Origin of the sequence: Pantoea anthophila, from assembly GCF_006494375.1 — a bacterium.
In the GTDB taxonomy this organism is placed as follows: domain Bacteria; phylum Pseudomonadota; class Gammaproteobacteria; order Enterobacterales; family Enterobacteriaceae; genus Pantoea; species Pantoea anthophila.
The window spans coordinates 95344-113964 of sequence record NZ_VHIZ01000048.1; the positions used below are offsets into that span (position 1 = coordinate 95344).

Sequence of the window (18621 nt, forward strand, 5' to 3'; positions counted from 1 at the left end):
TGATGACTGAGTCCGTACAGCGCGACAGCGCGGTGTTGGTGCATTTTACGCTGAAGCTGGAAGATGGCTCGACGGCGGAATCGACCCGTGCAAACGGTAAGCCTGCGCTGTTCCGTCTCGGTGATGGCAGCCTCTCTGCGGCACTGGAGGAGGCACTGCTGGGGCTGAAAGCGGGTGAAACTAAACAGTTCACTCTGGCGCCGGAAGAGGCATTTGGTGGCGTCAGCCCTGACCTGATCCAGTATTTCTCGCGTCGTGACTTTATCGATGCCGGTGAACCGGAAGTGGGGGCCATCATGCTGTTCAGCGGCATGGGCGGCAGTGAAATGCCAGGCGTGATCCGTGAAGTCTCCGGTGATTCGATCACCGTAGATTTTAACCATCCGCTGGCAGGTCATCGTATTCAGTTTGATGTAGAGGTGCTGGAGATCGATCCGGCACTGGAGGCGAACGATGCAAATCCTGTTAGCTAATCCGCGCGGTTTCTGCGCCGGCGTTGATCGCGCCATCAGTATCGTTGAGCGCGCGCTGGAGATGTATGGCGCGCCTATCTACGTGCGTCACGAAGTGGTGCATAACCGTTACGTGGTCAACAGCCTGCGTGAGCGCGGGGCGATCTTCATCGAAGAGATCAGTGAAGTGCCGGATAACGCGATTCTGATCTTCTCTGCGCACGGTGTTTCGCAGGCGGTGCGTGCAGAAGCCAAAGCGCGCAATCTGACCATGCTGTTTGATGCAACCTGTCCGCTGGTGACAAAAGTGCATATGGAAGTGGCACGTGCCAGCCGTAAAGGCGTTGAGGCGATACTGATCGGTCATGCGGGTCATCCGGAAGTGGAAGGCACCATGGGGCAGTACAACAACCCCAATGGCGGGATGTATCTCGTCGAGTCTCCGGAAGATGTTTTCCGGCTGACGGTAAAGGATGAAAACAACCTGAGCTTCATGACGCAGACCACGCTGTCAGTGGATGATACGTCAGACATCATCGATGCTCTGCGTCAGCGCTTCCCGGCGATTATCGGGCCGCGTAAAGATGATATCTGCTATGCCACAACCAACCGCCAGGAAGCGGTTCGCACCCTGGCGAAAGATGCCGAGGTGGTACTGGTGGTGGGGTCGAAGAACTCCTCCAACTCGAACCGTCTGGCTGAACTGGCGCAGCGCGCCGGTAAGCTGGCGAAGCTGATCGACTCTGCTGATGATATTCAGGAAGAGTGGGTCAAAGGCGTGGCCTGTATCGGTGTCACCGCCGGTGCCTCAGCGCCCGATATTCTGGTGCAGCAGGTGATTGAGCGACTGCGTGAGCTGGGCGGCGAAGCCGCGATCGAGCTGATTGGCCGTGAAGAGAACATCGTCTTTGAAGTGCCAAAAGAGCTGCGCGTCGAGGTGCGCAACGTGCAGTAACCGCACGTTAATCCTGATAAAAAGGCCGACTCTGTTCGGCCTTTTTTGTTTTTATCGGCCGATGAAAAGCCCACCTTTTGCCATGGCGATTGCTTTTACTGATAATCGCAGGCGGCTGGCATAAAATTCTTATTATCCCTGATTAATAGTGGCGTGACTGTTAACTCGTCGTTAACCTGATGACGCTTTGGATGCATAGTTTTGTTTTAGGAATGAATAAATATGAAGAATATCCGCATTGCCGTTGTGGGCGCGCCGGGCCGTATGGGCCGTAATCTGATTGAGGCAACACAGCAGGCTGAAGGCGTGGAGCTGGGTGCTGCGCTCGCCCGTCCGGGTTCATCGCTGACCGGCAGCGACGCCGGAGAGTTAGCGGGCATCGGCAGAAACGGCATCCTGATTGCTGACGATTTACGTGCAGTGATTGATGACTTTGATGTGCTGATCGACTTTACCCGTCCGGAAGGCACGCTGGAGTATATGGCGATCTGCCGTGAGCACGGCAAAGCGATGGTGATCGGCACCACAGGATTCGATGACGCAGGCAAAGCAGCCATTCGCGCCGCCTCAGAAGATATCGCCATTGTGTTCGCCGCAAACTTCAGTGTGGGCGTTAACCTGGTGCTGAAGCTGCTGGAGAAAGCCGCCAGTGTGATGGGGGAGTATGCGGATATTGAGATTACTGAAGCGCACCATCGCCACAAAGTGGATGCGCCATCGGGCACCGCACTGGCGATGGGGGAAGCGATTGCCGATGCGATGCAGTGGAAACTGGATGAGCACGCGGTCTATACGCGTGAAGGGCACACCGGCGAACGTCAGCCTCAGACAATCGGTTTTGCCACGGTGCGCGCCGGGGACATCGTCGGTGAGCATACGGCAATGTTTGCGGATGTCGGCGAACGGGTTGAGATAACCCACAAGGCCTCAAGCCGTATGACCTTCGCAAAAGGTGCGGTTAAGTCGGCATTATGGCTGAAAGAGAAGAAAGCAGGCCTGTTTAATATGCGGGATGTGCTGGATCTGTGATGTTGTGCGTGTTGTGAACCATCGTGATGTGGTTATTTCAATCGTTAACCTATTGATTGGAAAAGGGCAATGTTTTTATTGCCCTTAATTTTGTCTGAAATACTCGCCCTGATGTGAAAACAGATTAAGCCATCTGTTTTTATCACTTTTCGCGCGTTTTATCTTCGTTAAGATGCCGTTTTTGACCATTTGGTCAAAAAAATCAGCCTGACAGCCTCGGGTTCTTATTTTTACTGCCTGGCAAACGATTATTCGGCCGGGTTTTCTCCTGTTTTTACCGCTTAAGCCCGTTTCTGGCCTCATAAGTCAGATAAAGATGAAAAAAACGGGCCTCAGGGTAGACAAGCCCCAGGGTGATCATTAGAATGCGCGCAATTTGCCAAAAATCGACAATTCAGGCGGTTTTTGCATTGATTCAGGCGGCTATTTTGAATTAATATGCAGATATTATGACTGTTTATTCCCTGGAGGATGTTTTGATTAAGTCAGCAATCCTGGTTCTGGAAGACGGAACCCAATTCCACGGTCGGGCCATCGGGGCAACGGGGTCGGCAGTGGGGGAAGTCGTTTTCAACACCTCAATGACCGGTTATCAAGAAATCCTCACTGATCCTTCCTATTCCCGCCAAATCGTTACTCTCACTTATCCCCATATCGGTAATGTCGGTGCCAACGCCGCTGATGAAGAATCAAGCCAGATTCATGCTCAGGGCCTGGTCATCCGCGATCTGCCGTTGATTGCCAGCAACTTCCGAAGCGAAGAAGGACTCTCCGCTTACCTGCAGCGCAACAACATTGTGGCCATTGCCGATATCGATACCCGCAAGCTGACGCGTCTGCTGCGCGAGAAAGGCGCTCAGAATGGCTGCATTATCGCCGGTGATAATCCGGATGCCGCGCTGGCGCTGCAGAAAGCCCAGGCGTTCCCCGGGCTGAAAGGTATGGATCTGGCGAAAGAGGTCTGCACAACGGAAACCTACAGCTGGCAGCAGGGCAGCTGGACGCTGGGCAGTGGCCTGCCGGAACAATCCTCAGCGGAATCCCTGCCTTATCATGTCGTGGCTTACGATTACGGTGCCAAGCGCAACATTCTGCGTATGCTGGTTGACCGCGGCTGCCGTCTGACCGTTGTAGCGGCTCAGACACCGGCGGAAGAGGTGCTGAAGATGAATCCGGATGGCATTTTCCTCTCCAACGGCCCGGGTGACCCGGAGCCATGTGACTACGCCATCAGCGCGATTCAGGCCTTCCTGAAAACCGAGATTCCGGTGTTCGGTATCTGCCTGGGTCATCAGCTGCTGGCGCTGGCCAGCGGAGCCCGGACCGTGAAGATGAAGCTTGGCCATCATGGCGGCAACCATCCGGTGAAGGATCTCGACAATAATCGCGTGATGATCACCGCCCAGAACCACGGTTTTGCCGTCGATGAGAACGATCTGCCCGCGAACCTGCGTGTCACCCACATTTCGCTGTTCGATAAAACGGTGCAGGGCATTCACCGCACTGACAAGCCAGCCTTCAGCTTCCAGGGACACCCGGAAGCCAGCCCGGGACCGGGTGATGCTGCGCCGCTGTTTGACCACTTTATTGAATTGATTGACGCCTTCCGTCTGCAAGCGAAGTAATCAGGAGCTAATTCATGCCAAAACGTACAGACATAAAATCAATCCTGATTCTTGGTGCCGGTCCGATTGTGATCGGTCAGGCCTGTGAATTTGACTATTCCGGTGCGCAGGCGTGTAAAGCGCTGCGTGAAGAGGGTTACCGGGTCATCCTGGTGAACTCCAACCCGGCGACCATCATGACCGACCCTGAGATGGCCGATGCCACCTATATCGAGCCCATTCACTGGGAAGTAGTGCGCAAAATCATCGAAAAAGAGCGTCCGGATGCCGTACTGCCGACCATGGGCGGCCAGACTGCGCTGAACTGCGCACTGGAGCTTGAGCGTCAGGGCGTGCTGGAAGAGTTTGGCGTGACCATGATTGGTGCGACTGCAGACGCCATTGATAAAGCAGAAGATCGTCGTCGCTTTGACGTCGCGATGAAAAGCATCGGGCTGGACACCGCCCGTTCCGGTATCGCACACACCATGGAAGAAGCGCTGGCCGTGGCGGAAGATGTCGGTTTCCCCTGCATCATCCGTCCCTCCTTTACCATGGGCGGCACCGGTGGCGGCATCGCCTATAACCGCGAAGAGTTTGAAGAGATTTGTGAACGGGGCCTCGACCTTTCACCGACCAATGAGCTGCTGATTGATGAGTCGCTGATTGGCTGGAAAGAGTATGAGATGGAAGTGGTTCGCGATAAAAACGACAACTGCATCATCGTCTGCTCGATTGAAAACTTCGATGCGATGGGGATTCACACCGGTGACTCCATCACGGTCGCCCCCGCTCAGACGCTGACGGATAAAGAGTATCAGATCATGCGTAACGCCTCGCTGGCGGTCCTGCGTGAAATCGGTGTGGAAACCGGTGGCTCTAACGTGCAGTTCTCGGTGAACCCGAAAGATGGTCGCCTGATTGTTATCGAGATGAACCCGCGCGTGTCTCGCTCCTCTGCGCTGGCTTCAAAAGCGACCGGCTTCCCGATTGCGAAAGTTGCGGCCAAGCTGGCGGTCGGCTTTACTCTCGATGAGCTGATGAATGACATCACCGGTGGTTTAACGCCCGCCTCATTTGAGCCGTCGATCGACTACGTGGTCACCAAAATTCCACGCTTCAACTTCGAAAAATTTGCCGGTGCCAACGACCGCCTGACCACCCAGATGAAATCGGTCGGTGAGGTGATGGCGATTGGCCGCACATTCCAGGAGTCCGTACAGAAAGCGCTGCGCGGCCTGGAAGTGGGCGCGCACGGCTTCGACCCGAAAGTGCATCTGGACGACCCGGAAGCCCTGACCCGCATCCGCCGCGAGCTGAAAGATGCCGGTTCAGACCGTATCTGGTATATCGCTGACGCGTTCCGCGCCGGGATGTCGGTCGATGGCGTCTTCAATCTCACCAACATTGACCGCTGGTTCCTGGTGCAGATTGAAGAGCTGATCCGGCTGGAAGACCAGGTGGCTCGTGAAGGGGTAAACAGCCTGGATGCGACCTTCCTGCGTGCGCTGAAGCGTAAAGGCTTTGCCGACGCCCGGCTGGCGGCGCTGGCAGGCGTGGCTGAGAGCGAAATTCGCAAGCTGCGTCAGCAGTTTAACCTGCACCCGGTCTATAAGCGTGTGGATACCTGCGCCGCCGAGTTCGCCACCGATACCGCTTACATGTACTCCACCTATGAAGAGGAGTGCGAAGCCAATCCGGCGATGGATCGCGATAAGATCATGATTCTGGGCGGTGGGCCAAACCGTATCGGTCAGGGTATTGAGTTCGACTACTGCTGCGTTCACGCCGCGCTGGCGCTGCGTGAAGATGGTTACCAGACCATTATGGTCAACTGTAACCCGGAAACGGTGTCGACCGATTATGACACCTCTGACCGTCTCTACTTTGAGCCGGTGACGCTGGAAGATGTGCTGGAAATCGTCCGTATCGAGCAGCCTAAAGGCGTAATCGTGCAGTATGGCGGTCAGACCCCGCTGAAGCTGGCGCGTGCGCTGGAAGCGGCGGGTGTGCCGGTTATCGGCACCAGCCCGGACTCTATTGACCGTGCTGAAGACCGTGAACGTTTCCAGCAGGCTGTCGATCGTCTGAGCCTGAAACAGCCAGCCAATGCCACGGTCGCCACGCTGGAGCAGGCCGTTGAGAAAGCCGCTGGCCTGGGCTATCCGCTGGTGGTGCGTCCTTCTTATGTACTGGGCGGCCGTGCCATGGAGATCGTCTACGACGAAACCGACCTCAAGCGCTACTTCCAGACAGCGGTCTCCGTCTCTAACGATGCGCCGGTGCTGCTGGATCGCTTCCTGGATGATGCGGTCGAAGTCGATGTGGATGCGATCTGCGATGGTGAGCGGGTGCTGATTGGCGGCATCATGGAACATATCGAGCAGGCTGGCGTTCACTCCGGTGACTCCGCCTGTTCACTGCCGGCCTACACCCTGAATCAGGAGATTCAGAATGTGATGCGTCAGCAGGTTGAGAAGCTGGCGTTCGAGCTGAACGTCCGCGGCCTGATGAACGTCCAGTTCGCGGTTAAAGACAACGAAGTCTACCTGATCGAAGTTAACCCGCGCGCCGCGCGTACTGTGCCGTTCGTCTCGAAAGCGACCGGTGTGCCGCTGGCGAAAGTGGCCGCACGCGTGATGGCAGGTAAAACGCTGGCAGAGCAGGGCGTTACCGAAGAGGTGATTCCGCCTTACTACTCCGTGAAAGAGGTCGTACTGCCATTCAACAAGTTCCAGGGCGTTGACCCGATTCTTGGACCGGAAATGCGTTCGACCGGTGAAGTCATGGGCGTGGGCCGCACCTTTGCTGAGGCCTTCTCTAAAGCGATGCTGGGCGCACAGAGCAACATGAAGAAGTCGGGCCGTGCACTGCTGTCGGTGCGTGAAGGCGACAAGAAACGTATCGTCGACCTGGCGGCCAAGCTGCAGAAGTTTGGTTTTGAGCTGGATGCGACACACGGCACGGCGGTTGTGCTGGGCGAGGCGGGAATTAACCCACGTCTGGTGAACAAGGTGCATGAAGGTCGTCCGCACATTCAGGACCGTCTGAAGAATGGCGAATATAGCTATATCGTCAACACCACGGCAGGACGTCAGGCGATTGAAGATTCGAAGCTGATTCGCCGCAGTGCCCTGCAGTATAAAGTGCACTATGACACCACGCTGAATGGCGGTTTCGCCACCGCGATGGCGCTGAATGCCGATCCGACGGAGCAGGTTATCTCCGTTCAGGAGATGCACGCGCAGATTAAGGCGATGTAAGTCGAGGTAGTGTGAAAAGCGGCTCCTGCGGGAGCCGTTTTTTTTGGTTAAATTCTGGCCATATCAGCGGTGAGATCGCGCCTGCGAAGGGAACACGGGCAGATCGGAAAATCGCTCAAGCCAGTCCCTGGCCGCCCGGCCCGCGCCGTCCATGGCGCGGGACGCTTTCCTCCTCTGTCCGTGCTCCCTGCGCGTTGTGCTGATACGTTGTGGTCCCCCCAGAATTTGAATTTGTCAGCTGCCTGAAGGGCTCGTGCGGGAGCCGTTTTTTTTGCCTCCCGCCTGGCGATAATCTGAAAATCAGGCTCGCGTAAAGCAAAGGATTTGCCTTAAAGTCACTGATTTGACTTAGTTTTTTAGCTATAGGTGCGAATCAGCCCCGTTCGCACAAATTTATAAGATAAACACTTCCTGTCCGGATTTTTCGCCAGTAATATGCCTGCCGCTCATCACCGGAGCGTGCAAGGACACCTATAAAAATGAAAATGCGTACTTTTTCTCTGAGTGCAGTGGCTGCACTGATGGCTATTCTTCCTTTCGCCAGCCAGGCGGAAATCACCCTGTTAAAACAGGACCCACAGGCTGGCGATCCGCTTAGCCGCCTCAACTTTACCTTTGGCGGCAGCATCCGTGCTCAGGTCAATCACCAGACCGGCGTGGATGACAAATCGTACAAGCGTGACGGATTCGATGGCGGCACCCGTTTCCGTTTCGGCGCGGATTACTACCTGTTCGACGACGTCAGCTGGATCAGCTACTACGAGCTGGGCGTGAATATTCCGGCGGTATTCAGCTGGGATCGTCATTATGCCGACGGTGCGAATAACACCACGCGCCGCCAGCTCTACACCGGTCTGAAAAGCAAGACCTGGGGCCAGCTGACCTTTGGTCAGCAGAACAGCGTTTACTACGATACCGTAGGGGCCAAGACCGATATCTGGGACTACGACATGATCGGTCAGGCACCAGGCAACGGGATCAATGGCGACTACGATGGCTCTTACCGTTCGCGTAAGCAGCTGAAGTATAAAAACACCTTCGGCGATCTGGATCTCTACGCCTCTTATCTGTTCGACGATAATGAGTTCCTGCCAGGCAACGGCCTGCGCTACAAGCGCAAAGGCGGCGGTTCGCTGGGTGTGGATTATCACATTACCGACGATCTGAGCTGGGGCACGGCGTGGAACTACACCCGCGCGGCGATGCGTAACCCGAACAATGGCGACAGCGGCGATTACGACCAGAACATTTATGGCACCGCGCTGAGCTGGACCCCGGGCAACTGGACGCTGTCAGCGGGCGGCGGCTGGTATCAGAACTTCATGACCACCAAACGCAAAGATGTGCATGACTACTTTGCTGGCGATGCATGGGGCGTGGAATACTTTGCCGGTTATAAAATTCCGGTGGCGCAGTATGGCCTGAAAGCGGTGCAGCCGTATGTTATGGGCGATCGCATTGAATATGCAACCGGCCGTGATTATCAGCGCATCGACAACGGTCTGGGTGTGACGCTCTTCCTCGACTACGGTTTCCGTGTCGATTACGAACATGTCTTTACCTCCAGCACCGATAACCTGGGTGATATGAATCTGGTGCGTCTGCGCTACGACTTCTGATAACCCCGACGGCTCCTGCGGGAGCCGTTTTCTTATTCGCCCGGTTTTGTGCCAGCTGGCGTCAGATTACTGGCGAGCTGCGGCTAACAGACGCGATTTCGCGGTGAAAAACGCTGCGCAGGCAGTGAAACGCGACATCATAAAAAGCTTTACGCAATTAGACCTTCCCCCCTATCGACGAAAGTTTCACCTTCTCGTATCATGGCGCCAATTTTTTTCCTGTGAGTAGTTAACATGATTAGTCTTATCGCGGCATTAGCAGCAGATCGCATTATTGGAATGGAGAACGCCATGCCGTGGGACCTGCCTGCAGATCTGGCGTGGTTCAAGCGTAACACCCTGAAAAAACCGGTGATTATGGGCCGGCTGACCTTTGAATCTATTGGTCGCCCGCTGCCTGGCCGACTGAATATCGTGGTCAGCAGCCAGCCCGGCACCGCCGAAGGCGTCACCTGGGTCACTTCGCTGGATGAGGCGCTTCAGGCTGCCGGTGAAGCCGAAGAGATCATGGTGATCGGTGGCGGACGCGTTTATGAGCAGATGCTGAAGCGTGCCGATCGTCTCTATCTGACCCACATCGATGCAGAAGTAGAAGGCGACACGCAGTTTCCGGATTACGAGCCGGATGAGTGGCAGTCAACGTTCAGCGAGTTCCACGACGCTGATGAGCATAACTCCCACAGCTACTGCTTTGAGATCCTGGATCGCCGTCGCTGATTCCTTGCCCGCCCGCCTGTAACCTGGCTGTCATCTTTATTCATTAGCATTGCTTCTTTTCCGGGACCGACACAAAGGAAGCAATCACTGATGAAGATCGAACTCTCCGCGTTAAGCACAGACCGCCTGCCCGATTCGCAGCGACGTAAGTTCCTTGCCGGTTCCGGCGCACTCGGGCTGACCGGCTTTCTCAGCGGCGGCCTGACTTTCTCCTCCGGCGCACTGGCGCAGGAAAAACCCGCCGGCAGCCCGCTGCTGGGCTTTCAGGCGATTGCCGCTTCGACCGCGGATGAGATTGTAGTGGCGCCAGGTTATCGCGCTGAAGTGCTGATCTCCTGGGGCGACCCGCTGGTTAATGGCGCGGCTGAGTTCGATCCGCATGGCAACAACAGCGCGGAAGATCAGGAAAAGCAGTTCGGTGACAACAATGATGGGATGAGCTTCTTCGCCATTGATGAGCATCGTGGCGTGATGGCAATCAACAATGAGTATGTGAATGAGCCGACGCTGTTCGCCCACGGCGGCAGCAAAGCGACCAGCCTGGAGGATGTGAAGAAATCACAGGCGGCGCACGGCGTTTCTGTCGTTGAGATTAAACGCGGCGAAAGCAATCGCTGGCAGGTTGTCCGTCCTTCAGATTACAACCGCCGCATTACCGCGAATACCCCGATGCGTTTTTCCGGTCCGGCCGCAGGCGACAAAGCGCTGCAGACCGCCGCCGATCCTCAGGGCCTGCAGGTTCTCGGCACCTTTGGTAACTGCGCCAACGGTAAAACGCCCTGGGGCACTTATCTGACCTGCGAAGAGAACTACGACACCTACTTTGGCACGCATGACGCGCATTTTACGCCGACCGCCCAGCAGAAGCGCTACACCCTGAACGCCGCCGAGCCGGAGCGAAACTGGTCCGATTTTGATCCCCGCTTCGATATCGCAAAAAATCCTAACGAATTTAACCGCCACGGCTGGATAGTCGAAATCGATCCCTTCGATCCCCAATCGGTGCCGGTCAAACGAACCGCGCTGGGGCGTTTCAAGCATGAGAATGCTGCGGTGACGGTTGCTAAAACCGGCCAGCTGGTGGTCTACATGGGCGACGATGAGCGTGGCGAGTACATTTATAAATATGTCTCGGACGACAAGGTTAACCCGGACGATGCGAAAGCGAATCACGGACTGCTCGATCGGGGCACGCTCTATGTGGCGCAGTTTAACGGCGATGAACAGGGCACACCCCTGAAAGGCAGCGGTCGCTGGCTGGCACTGAAGTGGGGGGAAAATGGACTCACTGCTGAGAAGGGATTTCATAGCCAGGCCGATGTCCTGATCAATGCGCGTGCTGCTGCCGATGTGGTTAACGCCACGCGGATGGATCGGCCGGAATGGATCGCCGTTAACCCGCATGATGGCCGCGCCTACTGTACGCTGACCAATAACAACAAGCGCGGCAATGAGGGGATGCCGGTTAATGCCGCCAACCCGCGCCCCAAAAATATCTATGGCCAGATTATCCGCTGGGATGAGAAGGGCGATGCCACGGCCACGTCGTTTGCCTGGGACATCTACGCGTTATGCGGCAATCCGATTGCCCATCCCGAAGGCATCTATCGTGGCACACCGAACATCACTGCTGAAAACACCTTTAACAGCCCGGATGGCCTGGGGTTTGATGCGCAGGGGCGGCTCTGGATCCTTACCGATGGCAAATACAGTAACAAAGAGGATTATCAGGGGCAGGGGAATAATCAGATGCTGGCAGGAGACCCGGACAGCGGCGAGATCCGCCGGTTTATGGTCGGCCCTAAATCCTGCGAGCTGACCGGCATTACCTTCACGCCTGACTACAGAACGCTGTTCGTGAACGTGCAGCACCCTGGCGAAGAGGGGGATTCACATTTTCCTGATAACAGTCCGCGCCCGCGCTCGTCGGTGATCATGATCACCCGGGAGGATGGCGGCATTATCGGCGCATAAAACAGCAGGCTGGCCGCCGGGCCAGCCTCAGGATTATAGCGCCGGAGGCGCCAGACTTTCGCTGGAGTCGAGCGCTTTCTCGCGGTTAGAGGGCTGAACCACATAGCGCTGCTCTTCCCAGTGCAGCAGGGTCAGCGCGCCGCCCCAGCAGCAGCCGGTATCCAGGCCGATAATTCCCTCTGGCGTGCCTTTGCCTTCCAGTGAAGCCCAGTGACCGAAAACGATGATGTAGTCCCGGGCGACCGGTCCGTCGATGTTGAACCAGGGCTTCAGCGGTGGCAGCGCCGATTCAGGGGCATCTTTGCAGATCATGTCCAGCTGACCATTGGGGAAGCAGTAGCGCATACGGGTAAAGGCATTGGTGCTGAAGCGCAGTCGGGCCAGACCGGTCAGATCTTCGCTCCAGTTATTTGGCATATCGCCATACATCGCATCCAGGAACAGCGGATAACTGTCGCTGGCGAGCACCGCTTCCACTTCCCGCGCACATTTTTTCGCGGTGTCGATATCCCACTGAGGCGTGATACCGGCGTGTCCCATGACCAGCTTTTTCTCTTCATCCACCTGCAGCAGCGGCTGCCGGCGCAGCCAGTTGATCAGCTCATCAGCATCGTCCGCTTCCAGCAGGGTGGTGAGGCGATCTTTCGGCTTGTTACGGCTGATTCCGGCATAGACCGCCAGCAGATGTAAATCGTGGTTGCCCAGCACCAGGCGCACGGCGTCGCCCAGTGACTTCACATAGCGCAGGACCTCCAGTGAGCCAGGACCGCGCGCCACCAGGTCACCGGTCAGCCACAGCGTGTCATGCTCGGGATTGAAATCGACCTGCTGCAGCAAGGCACGTAATTCATCGTAGCAACCATGGACGTCGCCAATCAGGTATGTGCTCATAACGTTTTATCCATCGGGAATGTGCCCGACTTATCGGGCAAAAGGCGTGAAAATCAGTGAATGTGCGTCTGGATGGCGAGGCGGAACACCGGGATTTCAACGTGAAAGGTGTCGCCCTGATCGTCGACCATCACGTAGTGTCCCTGCATGGTGCCCATCGGCGTTTCGATAACAGCACCACTGGTGTACTGGAATTCGTTGCCCGGCGGGATAAGCGGCTGCTCACCGACCACGCCTTCGCCCTGAACTTCTGTTTCGCGGCCGTTACCGTTGGTAATCAGCCAGTAACGCCCCAGCAGCTGCACGGCGGAACGGCCCAGATTGCGTATCGTAATGGTATAGGCGAAGACGTAGCGATCCTCATCCGGCGAGGACTGGGAGGCGACGTACTGGCTTTGCACATGAACGGAGACGCGGGCCGTTTCACTCATGACTTACTCCTGCGATTTTCCCTGATGCGTCGCCAGCCAGTTAGCCAGCTGACAATATTGCGCGACCGAGACGTTTTCAGCACGCAGACCAGGATCAATGGATAACTCTTCCAGCGCACCTGCCGCCACCATGTGGTTCAGGCTGTTGCGCAATGTTTTACGGCGCTGACCAAAGGCTTCTGTCGTGATACGGCTCAGGATACGCACGTCGCTGACCGGATGCGGTGGCTCGGCAAACGGCACCAGACGCACGACAGCCGAGTCCACTTTCGGTGGCGGCGTGAAGGCGTGTGGCGGCACTTCCAGCACCGGAATAACCTGGCAGTAATATTGCGCCATCACCGTCAGGCGACCATACGCTTTGCTGCCCGGGCCCGCAACCAGACGGTTAACCACCTCTTTCTGCAGCATGAAGTGCATATCTTTGATCGAACCAGTATAGCTGAAAAGGTGGAACATCAGCGGGGTCGAAATATTGTAAGGCAGGTTACCAAATACCCGCAGCGGCTGGCCTCTCTCCTGTGCCAGCGCGGCAAAGTCGAAGGTCATGGCATCCTGCTGGAAGATGGTCAGTTTCGGGCCAAGGAACGGATGCGTTTGCAGACGCGCCGCGAGATCGCGGTCCAGCTCCACCACCGTTAAGCTATCGAGGCGTTCGCCTACCGGCTCGGTTAAGGCGCCGAGGCCAGGGCCGATCTCCACCAGCGCTTCATCGCGCTGGGGATGAATGGCGGAGACAATGCTGTCGATAATGTACTGATCGTTCAGGAAGTTCTGCCCGAAACGTTTACGGGCGTAGTGCCCCTGATGGACGCGATTATTCATTACTGCTCTTGATCATAGTGATGGCGAGGTTAAGCGCCGTGATAAAGCTGCCCGGTTCCGCCTGACCCAGCCCGGCGAGTTCAAGCGCGGTGCCGTGGTCAACGGAGGTCCGGATAAAGGGCAGGCCCAGGGTAATATTTACCGCGCGGCCAAACCCCTGAAACTTCAGTACCGGCAGGCCCTGGTCGTGATACATCGCCAGCACCGCATCGGCGTTTTGCAGATATTTGGGCTGGAACAGCGTATCCGCAGGCAGCGGGCCGGTCAGTTTAATGCCCTGCTGACGCAGTTCATTGAGGGCCGGCGTAATCGTCTCAATCTCTTCCCGTCCCATGTGGCCGCCTTCACCGGCGTGGGGGTTAAGACCACAGACATAGATATGCGGCTCGGCAATGGCGAACTTCTGCTGCAGATCACGATGAAGAATGGTGATCACTTCATGCAGGCATTCGCGGGTGACCGCCGCAGGCACCTCTTTCAGCGGCAGATGCGTGGTGGCCAGTGCCACACGCAGCGCTTCGGTTGCCAGCATCATCACCACGCGATGACCGCCTGCGCGGTCGGCGAAGAATTCGGTATGGCCGGTAAAGGCGATACCGGCATCGTTAATCACGCCTTTGTGCACCGGACCGGTAATCAGCGCCGCAAATTCACCCTGCAGACAGCCGTCACAGGCGCGGGCCAGCGTGGCCAGCACATAATCACCGTTAGCGACACAGAGTTCGCCTGGCGTGACCGGCTGTGCCGTCTCAATCGGCAGAATGGTCAGCGTCCCCGCCTGCTGCGGCACGGGGTCCGCCTCAGGCTGGTAGTGACGCAGGGTCAGCGGCAGACCGAGCTGCGCTGCCCGCTGCTGCAACAGGGCAGGGGAGGCGCAGACGACGAGTTCCACCGGCCAGGCGTGCTGAGCCAGCTGAACGGTGAGATCAGGACCAATCCCGGCGGGCTCGCCGGGAGTGATCACCACACGCTGGTTACTGTGCATTGCCATCCAGAATCTTCACATAGGCACTGGCGCGCTGTTCCTGCATCCAGGTCTGCGCTTCTTCAGCAAATTTACGATTAAACAGCATGCGATAAGCGCGCTCTTTCTGGGCCGCGTCGGTTTTGTCCACCTGGCGGGTATCCAGCAGCTGAATCAGATGCCAGCCGAAAGAGGAGTGCACCGGCTGGCTGGTCTGGCCTTTCTGCAGACGCAGCAGCGCATCGCGGAAGGCGGGATCAAAGACTTCCGGAGAGGTCCAGCCGAGATCGCCACCCTGATTCGCCGATCCCGGGTCGTCAGAGTACTGTTTGGCCGCGGCGGCAAAGGTGGTTTTTCCGCTGCGGATATCGGCCGCGATCTGTTCCAGCTGCGCCCTGGCCTGATCGTCAGTGAGAACCGGCGATGGTTTCAGCAGAATATGACGAGCGTGCACCTCAGTGACCGAGACGTTCTTACTTTCGCCACGCAGGTCGTTCACCTTCAGGATATGGAAGCCCACACCTGAACGCACCGGCCCGACGATGTCGCCTTTTTTCGCCGTTGCCAGCGCCTGGGCAAACAGGGTCGGTAACTCTTCGATTTTACCCCAGCCCATGTTGCCGCCTTTCAGCGCCTGCGAGTCGGCGGAGTAGGTCACGGCCATTTTGCCGAAATCCGCACCATTTTTCAGTTCGCCAACCAGCTGTTTCGCCAGCGTTTCCTGCTCATCGACCTGCTGTTGCGTCGGGTTTTCCGGCAGCGGCAGCAGAATGTGGCTGATGTTCAGCTCGGTTCCCTGGCTGTTCTGGGCGGCAATCTGGGTTGAAAGCGTATCCACTTCCTGCGGCAGGATGGTCACGCGACGACGCACTTCATTGTTGCGGACTTCGGCAATCATCATCTCTTTGCGGATCTGTGAGCGATAGACGCCATAGTTCATGCCGTCATAAGCCAGACGACTGCGCAGCTGATCCAGCGTCATGCGGTTCTGTGCGGCGATGTTCTTAATCGCCTGGTCCAGCTGCTCGTCGCTGATCTGGATCCCCGCTTTTTCACCCATCTGCAGAATGATGTTGTCCATGATCTGGCGTTCCAGAATCTGATGGCGCAGCATTTTATCATCTGGCAACTGCTGACCTGCCTGCCGGGCCTGAGATTTCACCGTGCCCATCATGCCGTCCACGTCACTCTCAAGAACCACGCCGTTATTGACCACGGCGGCAACTTTATCAACGACTTGTGGTGCTGCGAACGCGGTGTTGGCACTGATTGCCACACCAAGAATCAGCATTCTCCAGTTCTTCATACTTTATCCATTGTTGGTTCCGCACTGCGGGATTGCCTGTCAAACATCACAACATCAGAAAGCGGGCTGGTAAGGGATAATCCCCTGACGCAGCATATCGTTGGTGCCTAAGCCATAGTTGGAGCTCAGACCACGCAGCTCAATGTTGAATGAGATTTGGTTGTCATATTTACTGTCGTCGTTTTCCCAACCGTTAATTTTGCGTTCGTAACCGACCCGAATGGCATAACAGCATGAGCTGTATTGCAGGCCTACCAGCTGCGAAGCCGGACGGCTGTTGCGGGTATCGTAGTAATACGCGCCTACCACGGACCATGCATCCGCAATCGGCCAGCTGGCCGTGGTGCCCACCTGTGAAATCCCATTTTTGAAGATAGGATTGGTCACCAGGCTGCTGTCGTTCAGCGCAGTTGCGACATATTCCGGGCTGCTGTAACGGTAGCTCAGCTGCACCATGCGATCGGCATCACGACGATATTCCAGTACGGTATTGCCCTGGGAAACGTTGTCGAGTTTGGTGTCATACTGCAACCCACCCCGGACGCCCCAGCGATCGCTGATTTTCCAGTATGTATCGCCAGCCCAGATCAGGCTGCCGGTATCATCTTCTTTACTGGTCTGATTCACACCAGTACGAGAAGGGGTAAACGAGTAGATTTGACCTACAGAAACGTTAAAACGTTCAACCAGATCGGCATCATAAATGCGTGTGGTGACGCCGGTGGCCACTTCGTTAGCCGACGCGATACGATCCAGGCCGCTGTAGGTGCGGTCGCGGAACAGCCCGGTGTAGTCGGTCTGCAGCAACGTTGAGTCGTATGGATAGATGTTGCTCTGATTGCGGTACGGGATATAGAGGTACTGCACCCGCGGCTCCAGCGTCTGGGTATAGCCCGCCGCGGAGTCCATATCGCGGTCAAAGACCAGACGGCCATCAACTTTAAACTGCGGCAGGGTGCGGTTTACCGACTCATCCAGATCGCCACTTTTGCCGTTGCGGTTCGCAAAGTTGTTGTTGTAGTAATCAACATTGGTCTGCTGATAGTGGGTTGCCAGGAATTTCGCTTCGGTATCCAGGCTCGCCCAGCCGTTTGACAGCGGCAGGTTCAGCGTTGGCTCTACGTGCAAACGGGTCGCTTCAGGATAGCGATCGCTGACGTTGGTGAATTTCACCGCCTGCGCATAGATCCGGCCATCAAACGGACCGATATCGTTCTGATAGAGATTGACGTCCAGCTGCGGCATGGCGCGGTAAACGTTGCTATTACTGGTGTTACCAAATACCTGGAAATCTTTGCTGGAGAGCGTCGCATCCCAGTTGGTGTCCGCGTAGCCAATACTGAATTTCTGCGTGGCGTAGTTGTCAGTCGAGCTGTAGTACTTCGAGTCGAGGTCGTTGAAGTAGTAGCTATCGCTGACCTTGGTGTAGTCCGCGCTGAAACGCCAGTGTTTATCGTAGACACCCGCATGACGCCAGTAGAACAGCCAGCGATCGGAGCTGTCATCTTCGGCGATGCCGCGCAGCGCTTTATCTTTGTCGTACTGCTTGTCTGAGCCGAGGTAGTCGAACTCCATCAGACCTGCGCCCAGCTCTGTCAGATAACGGAATTCATTCTCAAACTTCATGCCGCGCTTGCTGATGTAGTGCGGCGTAATAGTGGCATCGGCCTGCGGCGCGATGTTCCAGTAGTAGGGCAGGATGAACTCAAAGCCGTTGTTGCTGCCATATTTGGCATTCGGGATCAGGAAGCCGGAGCGACGACGGTCGCCAATCGGTAACTGCAGATAGGGACTGTAGAACACCGGAACGGAACCGAGTTTAAAGCGGGCGTTCCAGATCTCGGCCACTTCCTCTTCGCGGTCCTGAATCACTTCGGAACCGACCACGCTCCAGCTGTTGGAGCCAGGCAGACAGGAGGTAAAGGTGCCATTTTCCAGAATGGTGTAGCGGTTATCACCGCGCAGTTTCATCTGATCGGCGGTGCCGCGACCCTGACGATCCACCATCTGGTACTGACCGTTCCAGACGTTGGTATCTTTACTGTTCAGATTTGACCAGGCTTTCGGACCTTTCAGGATGACCTGGTTATCATCGTAATGCACATTACCCAGGGCATCGACGGTACGAACCGGCGTGGTCTGGCCCTCCTGCTGACGCTGATGAAGCTGAACTTCATCGGCCTGCATACGGCTGTTGCCCTGCTCGATATTCACATTGCCTGTGAAGACCGCATCATCGGGATAGTTCCCTTTGGCAGCGTCGGAGTGAATGGTGACAGGCAACTGATTGGTATCGCCATTCACCAGCGGGCGGTTGTAACTCGGCACGCCTAACATACACTGCGACATCAGATCGTCGGCAACGGCTTGCTGGCTAATGGCTGCGCCGATCAGTGTGGCCAGCAGGGTAGGTATATGTTTTTTCATACGCGGTATCGAGAATTCCATGAAAACTGGCATCATGCCGACAATCGGGTCAGAGACTAACTTACTGCCCGGCGTTGCGCCAGTGTTAATCCTGGTCAGTCAGCGTTGCCGTTAGGCGCTGAGATAAATGACAGGTATGATAATGCAATTTTCAGCCGCAAGCA

General features: G+C 56.4%; 14 protein-coding genes. 8 read left to right on the forward strand and 6 right to left on the reverse strand.

Annotated features, from left to right (window positions below):
- The first annotated feature begins 2 nt into the window (after window positions 1–2).
- From fkpB to FJW00_RS11830, 8 genes are all read left to right on the forward strand, one after another.
- Window positions 3–473 (forward strand): FKBP-type peptidyl-prolyl cis-trans isomerase, encoded by a 471-nt coding sequence (gene fkpB, locus FJW00_RS11795; RefSeq protein ID WP_009092210.1) that lies wholly within the window; start codon window positions 3–5, stop codon window positions 471–473.
- Window positions 454–1407, forward strand: a complete 954-nt coding sequence (gene ispH / locus FJW00_RS11800) for a 4-hydroxy-3-methylbut-2-enyl diphosphate reductase (protein WP_046101193.1) — start codon at window positions 454–456, stop codon at window positions 1405–1407. The genes fkpB and ispH overlap by 20 nt, the downstream gene beginning before the upstream one ends.
- A 222-nt stretch (window positions 1408–1629) precedes the next feature.
- Window positions 1630–2436, forward strand: a complete 807-nt coding sequence (gene dapB, locus FJW00_RS11805; RefSeq protein WP_140924208.1) for a 4-hydroxy-tetrahydrodipicolinate reductase — start codon at window positions 1630–1632, stop codon at window positions 2434–2436.
- A 476-nt stretch (window positions 2437–2912) separates the two neighbouring features.
- On the forward strand, window positions 2913–4061 hold the full coding sequence (carA, locus tag FJW00_RS11810; RefSeq protein WP_140924210.1) for a glutamine-hydrolyzing carbamoyl-phosphate synthase small subunit: 1149 nt from the start codon (window positions 2913–2915) through the stop codon (window positions 4059–4061).
- Between the two features lie 14 nt (window positions 4062–4075).
- On the forward strand, window positions 4076–7303 hold the full coding sequence (gene carB / locus FJW00_RS11815) for a carbamoyl-phosphate synthase large subunit (RefSeq protein ID WP_140924212.1): 3228 nt from the start codon (window positions 4076–4078) through the stop codon (window positions 7301–7303).
- 485 nt (window positions 7304–7788) lie between these two features.
- Window positions 7789–8922: a porin gene (locus tag FJW00_RS11820; protein ID WP_370528422.1), complete on the forward strand. Its 1134-nt coding sequence runs from the start codon at window positions 7789–7791 to the stop codon at window positions 8920–8922.
- Between the two features lie 234 nt (window positions 8923–9156).
- Entirely contained in the window at window positions 9157–9639 is a 483-nt protein-coding gene (gene folA, locus FJW00_RS11825; RefSeq protein ID WP_046101196.1) for a type 3 dihydrofolate reductase, read from the forward strand.
- Between the two features lie 90 nt (window positions 9640–9729).
- Entirely contained in the window at window positions 9730–11613 is a 1884-nt protein-coding gene (locus FJW00_RS11830; protein ID WP_140924214.1) for a PhoX family protein, read from the forward strand.
- 33 nt (window positions 11614–11646) lie between these two features.
- Here FJW00_RS11830 and apaH read toward each other — a convergent pair whose 3' ends face one another.
- From apaH to lptD, 6 genes are read right to left on the reverse strand one after another with little or no spacing between them, the layout of a single operon-like run.
- Window positions 11647–12504 (reverse strand): bis(5'-nucleosyl)-tetraphosphatase (symmetrical) ApaH, encoded by an 858-nt coding sequence (gene apaH / locus FJW00_RS11835; protein WP_140924216.1) that lies wholly within the window; start codon window positions 12502–12504, stop codon window positions 11647–11649.
- Window positions 12505–12557: 53 nt separating this feature from the next.
- A complete protein-coding gene (apaG, locus tag FJW00_RS11840; RefSeq protein ID WP_009092195.1) occupies window positions 12558–12935 on the reverse strand; it encodes a Co2+/Mg2+ efflux facilitator ApaG/CorD in 378 nt (125 codons plus the stop codon).
- 3 nt (window positions 12936–12938) lie between these two features.
- A complete protein-coding gene (gene rsmA, locus FJW00_RS11845) occupies window positions 12939–13760 on the reverse strand; it encodes a 16S rRNA (adenine(1518)-N(6)/adenine(1519)-N(6))-dimethyltransferase RsmA (protein WP_009092193.1) in 822 nt (273 codons plus the stop codon).
- Window positions 13753–14745, reverse strand: coding sequence for a 4-hydroxythreonine-4-phosphate dehydrogenase PdxA (gene pdxA / locus FJW00_RS11850; protein ID WP_009092191.1), 993 nt, complete (start codon window positions 14743–14745; stop codon window positions 13753–13755). The genes rsmA and pdxA overlap by 8 nt, the downstream gene beginning before the upstream one ends.
- Window positions 14735–16030 carry a peptidylprolyl isomerase SurA gene (gene surA, locus FJW00_RS11855; RefSeq protein WP_140924218.1) on the reverse strand — a complete coding sequence of 432 codons (1296 nt, stop codon included), beginning with the start codon at window positions 16028–16030 and terminating at the stop codon, window positions 14735–14737. The genes pdxA and surA overlap by 11 nt, the downstream gene beginning before the upstream one ends.
- Window positions 16031–16084: 54 nt before the next feature.
- On the reverse strand, window positions 16085–18457 hold the full coding sequence (gene lptD, locus FJW00_RS11860) for an LPS assembly protein LptD (protein ID WP_009092188.1): 2373 nt from the start codon (window positions 18455–18457) through the stop codon (window positions 16085–16087).
- Window positions 18458–18621: the final 164 nt, after the last annotated feature.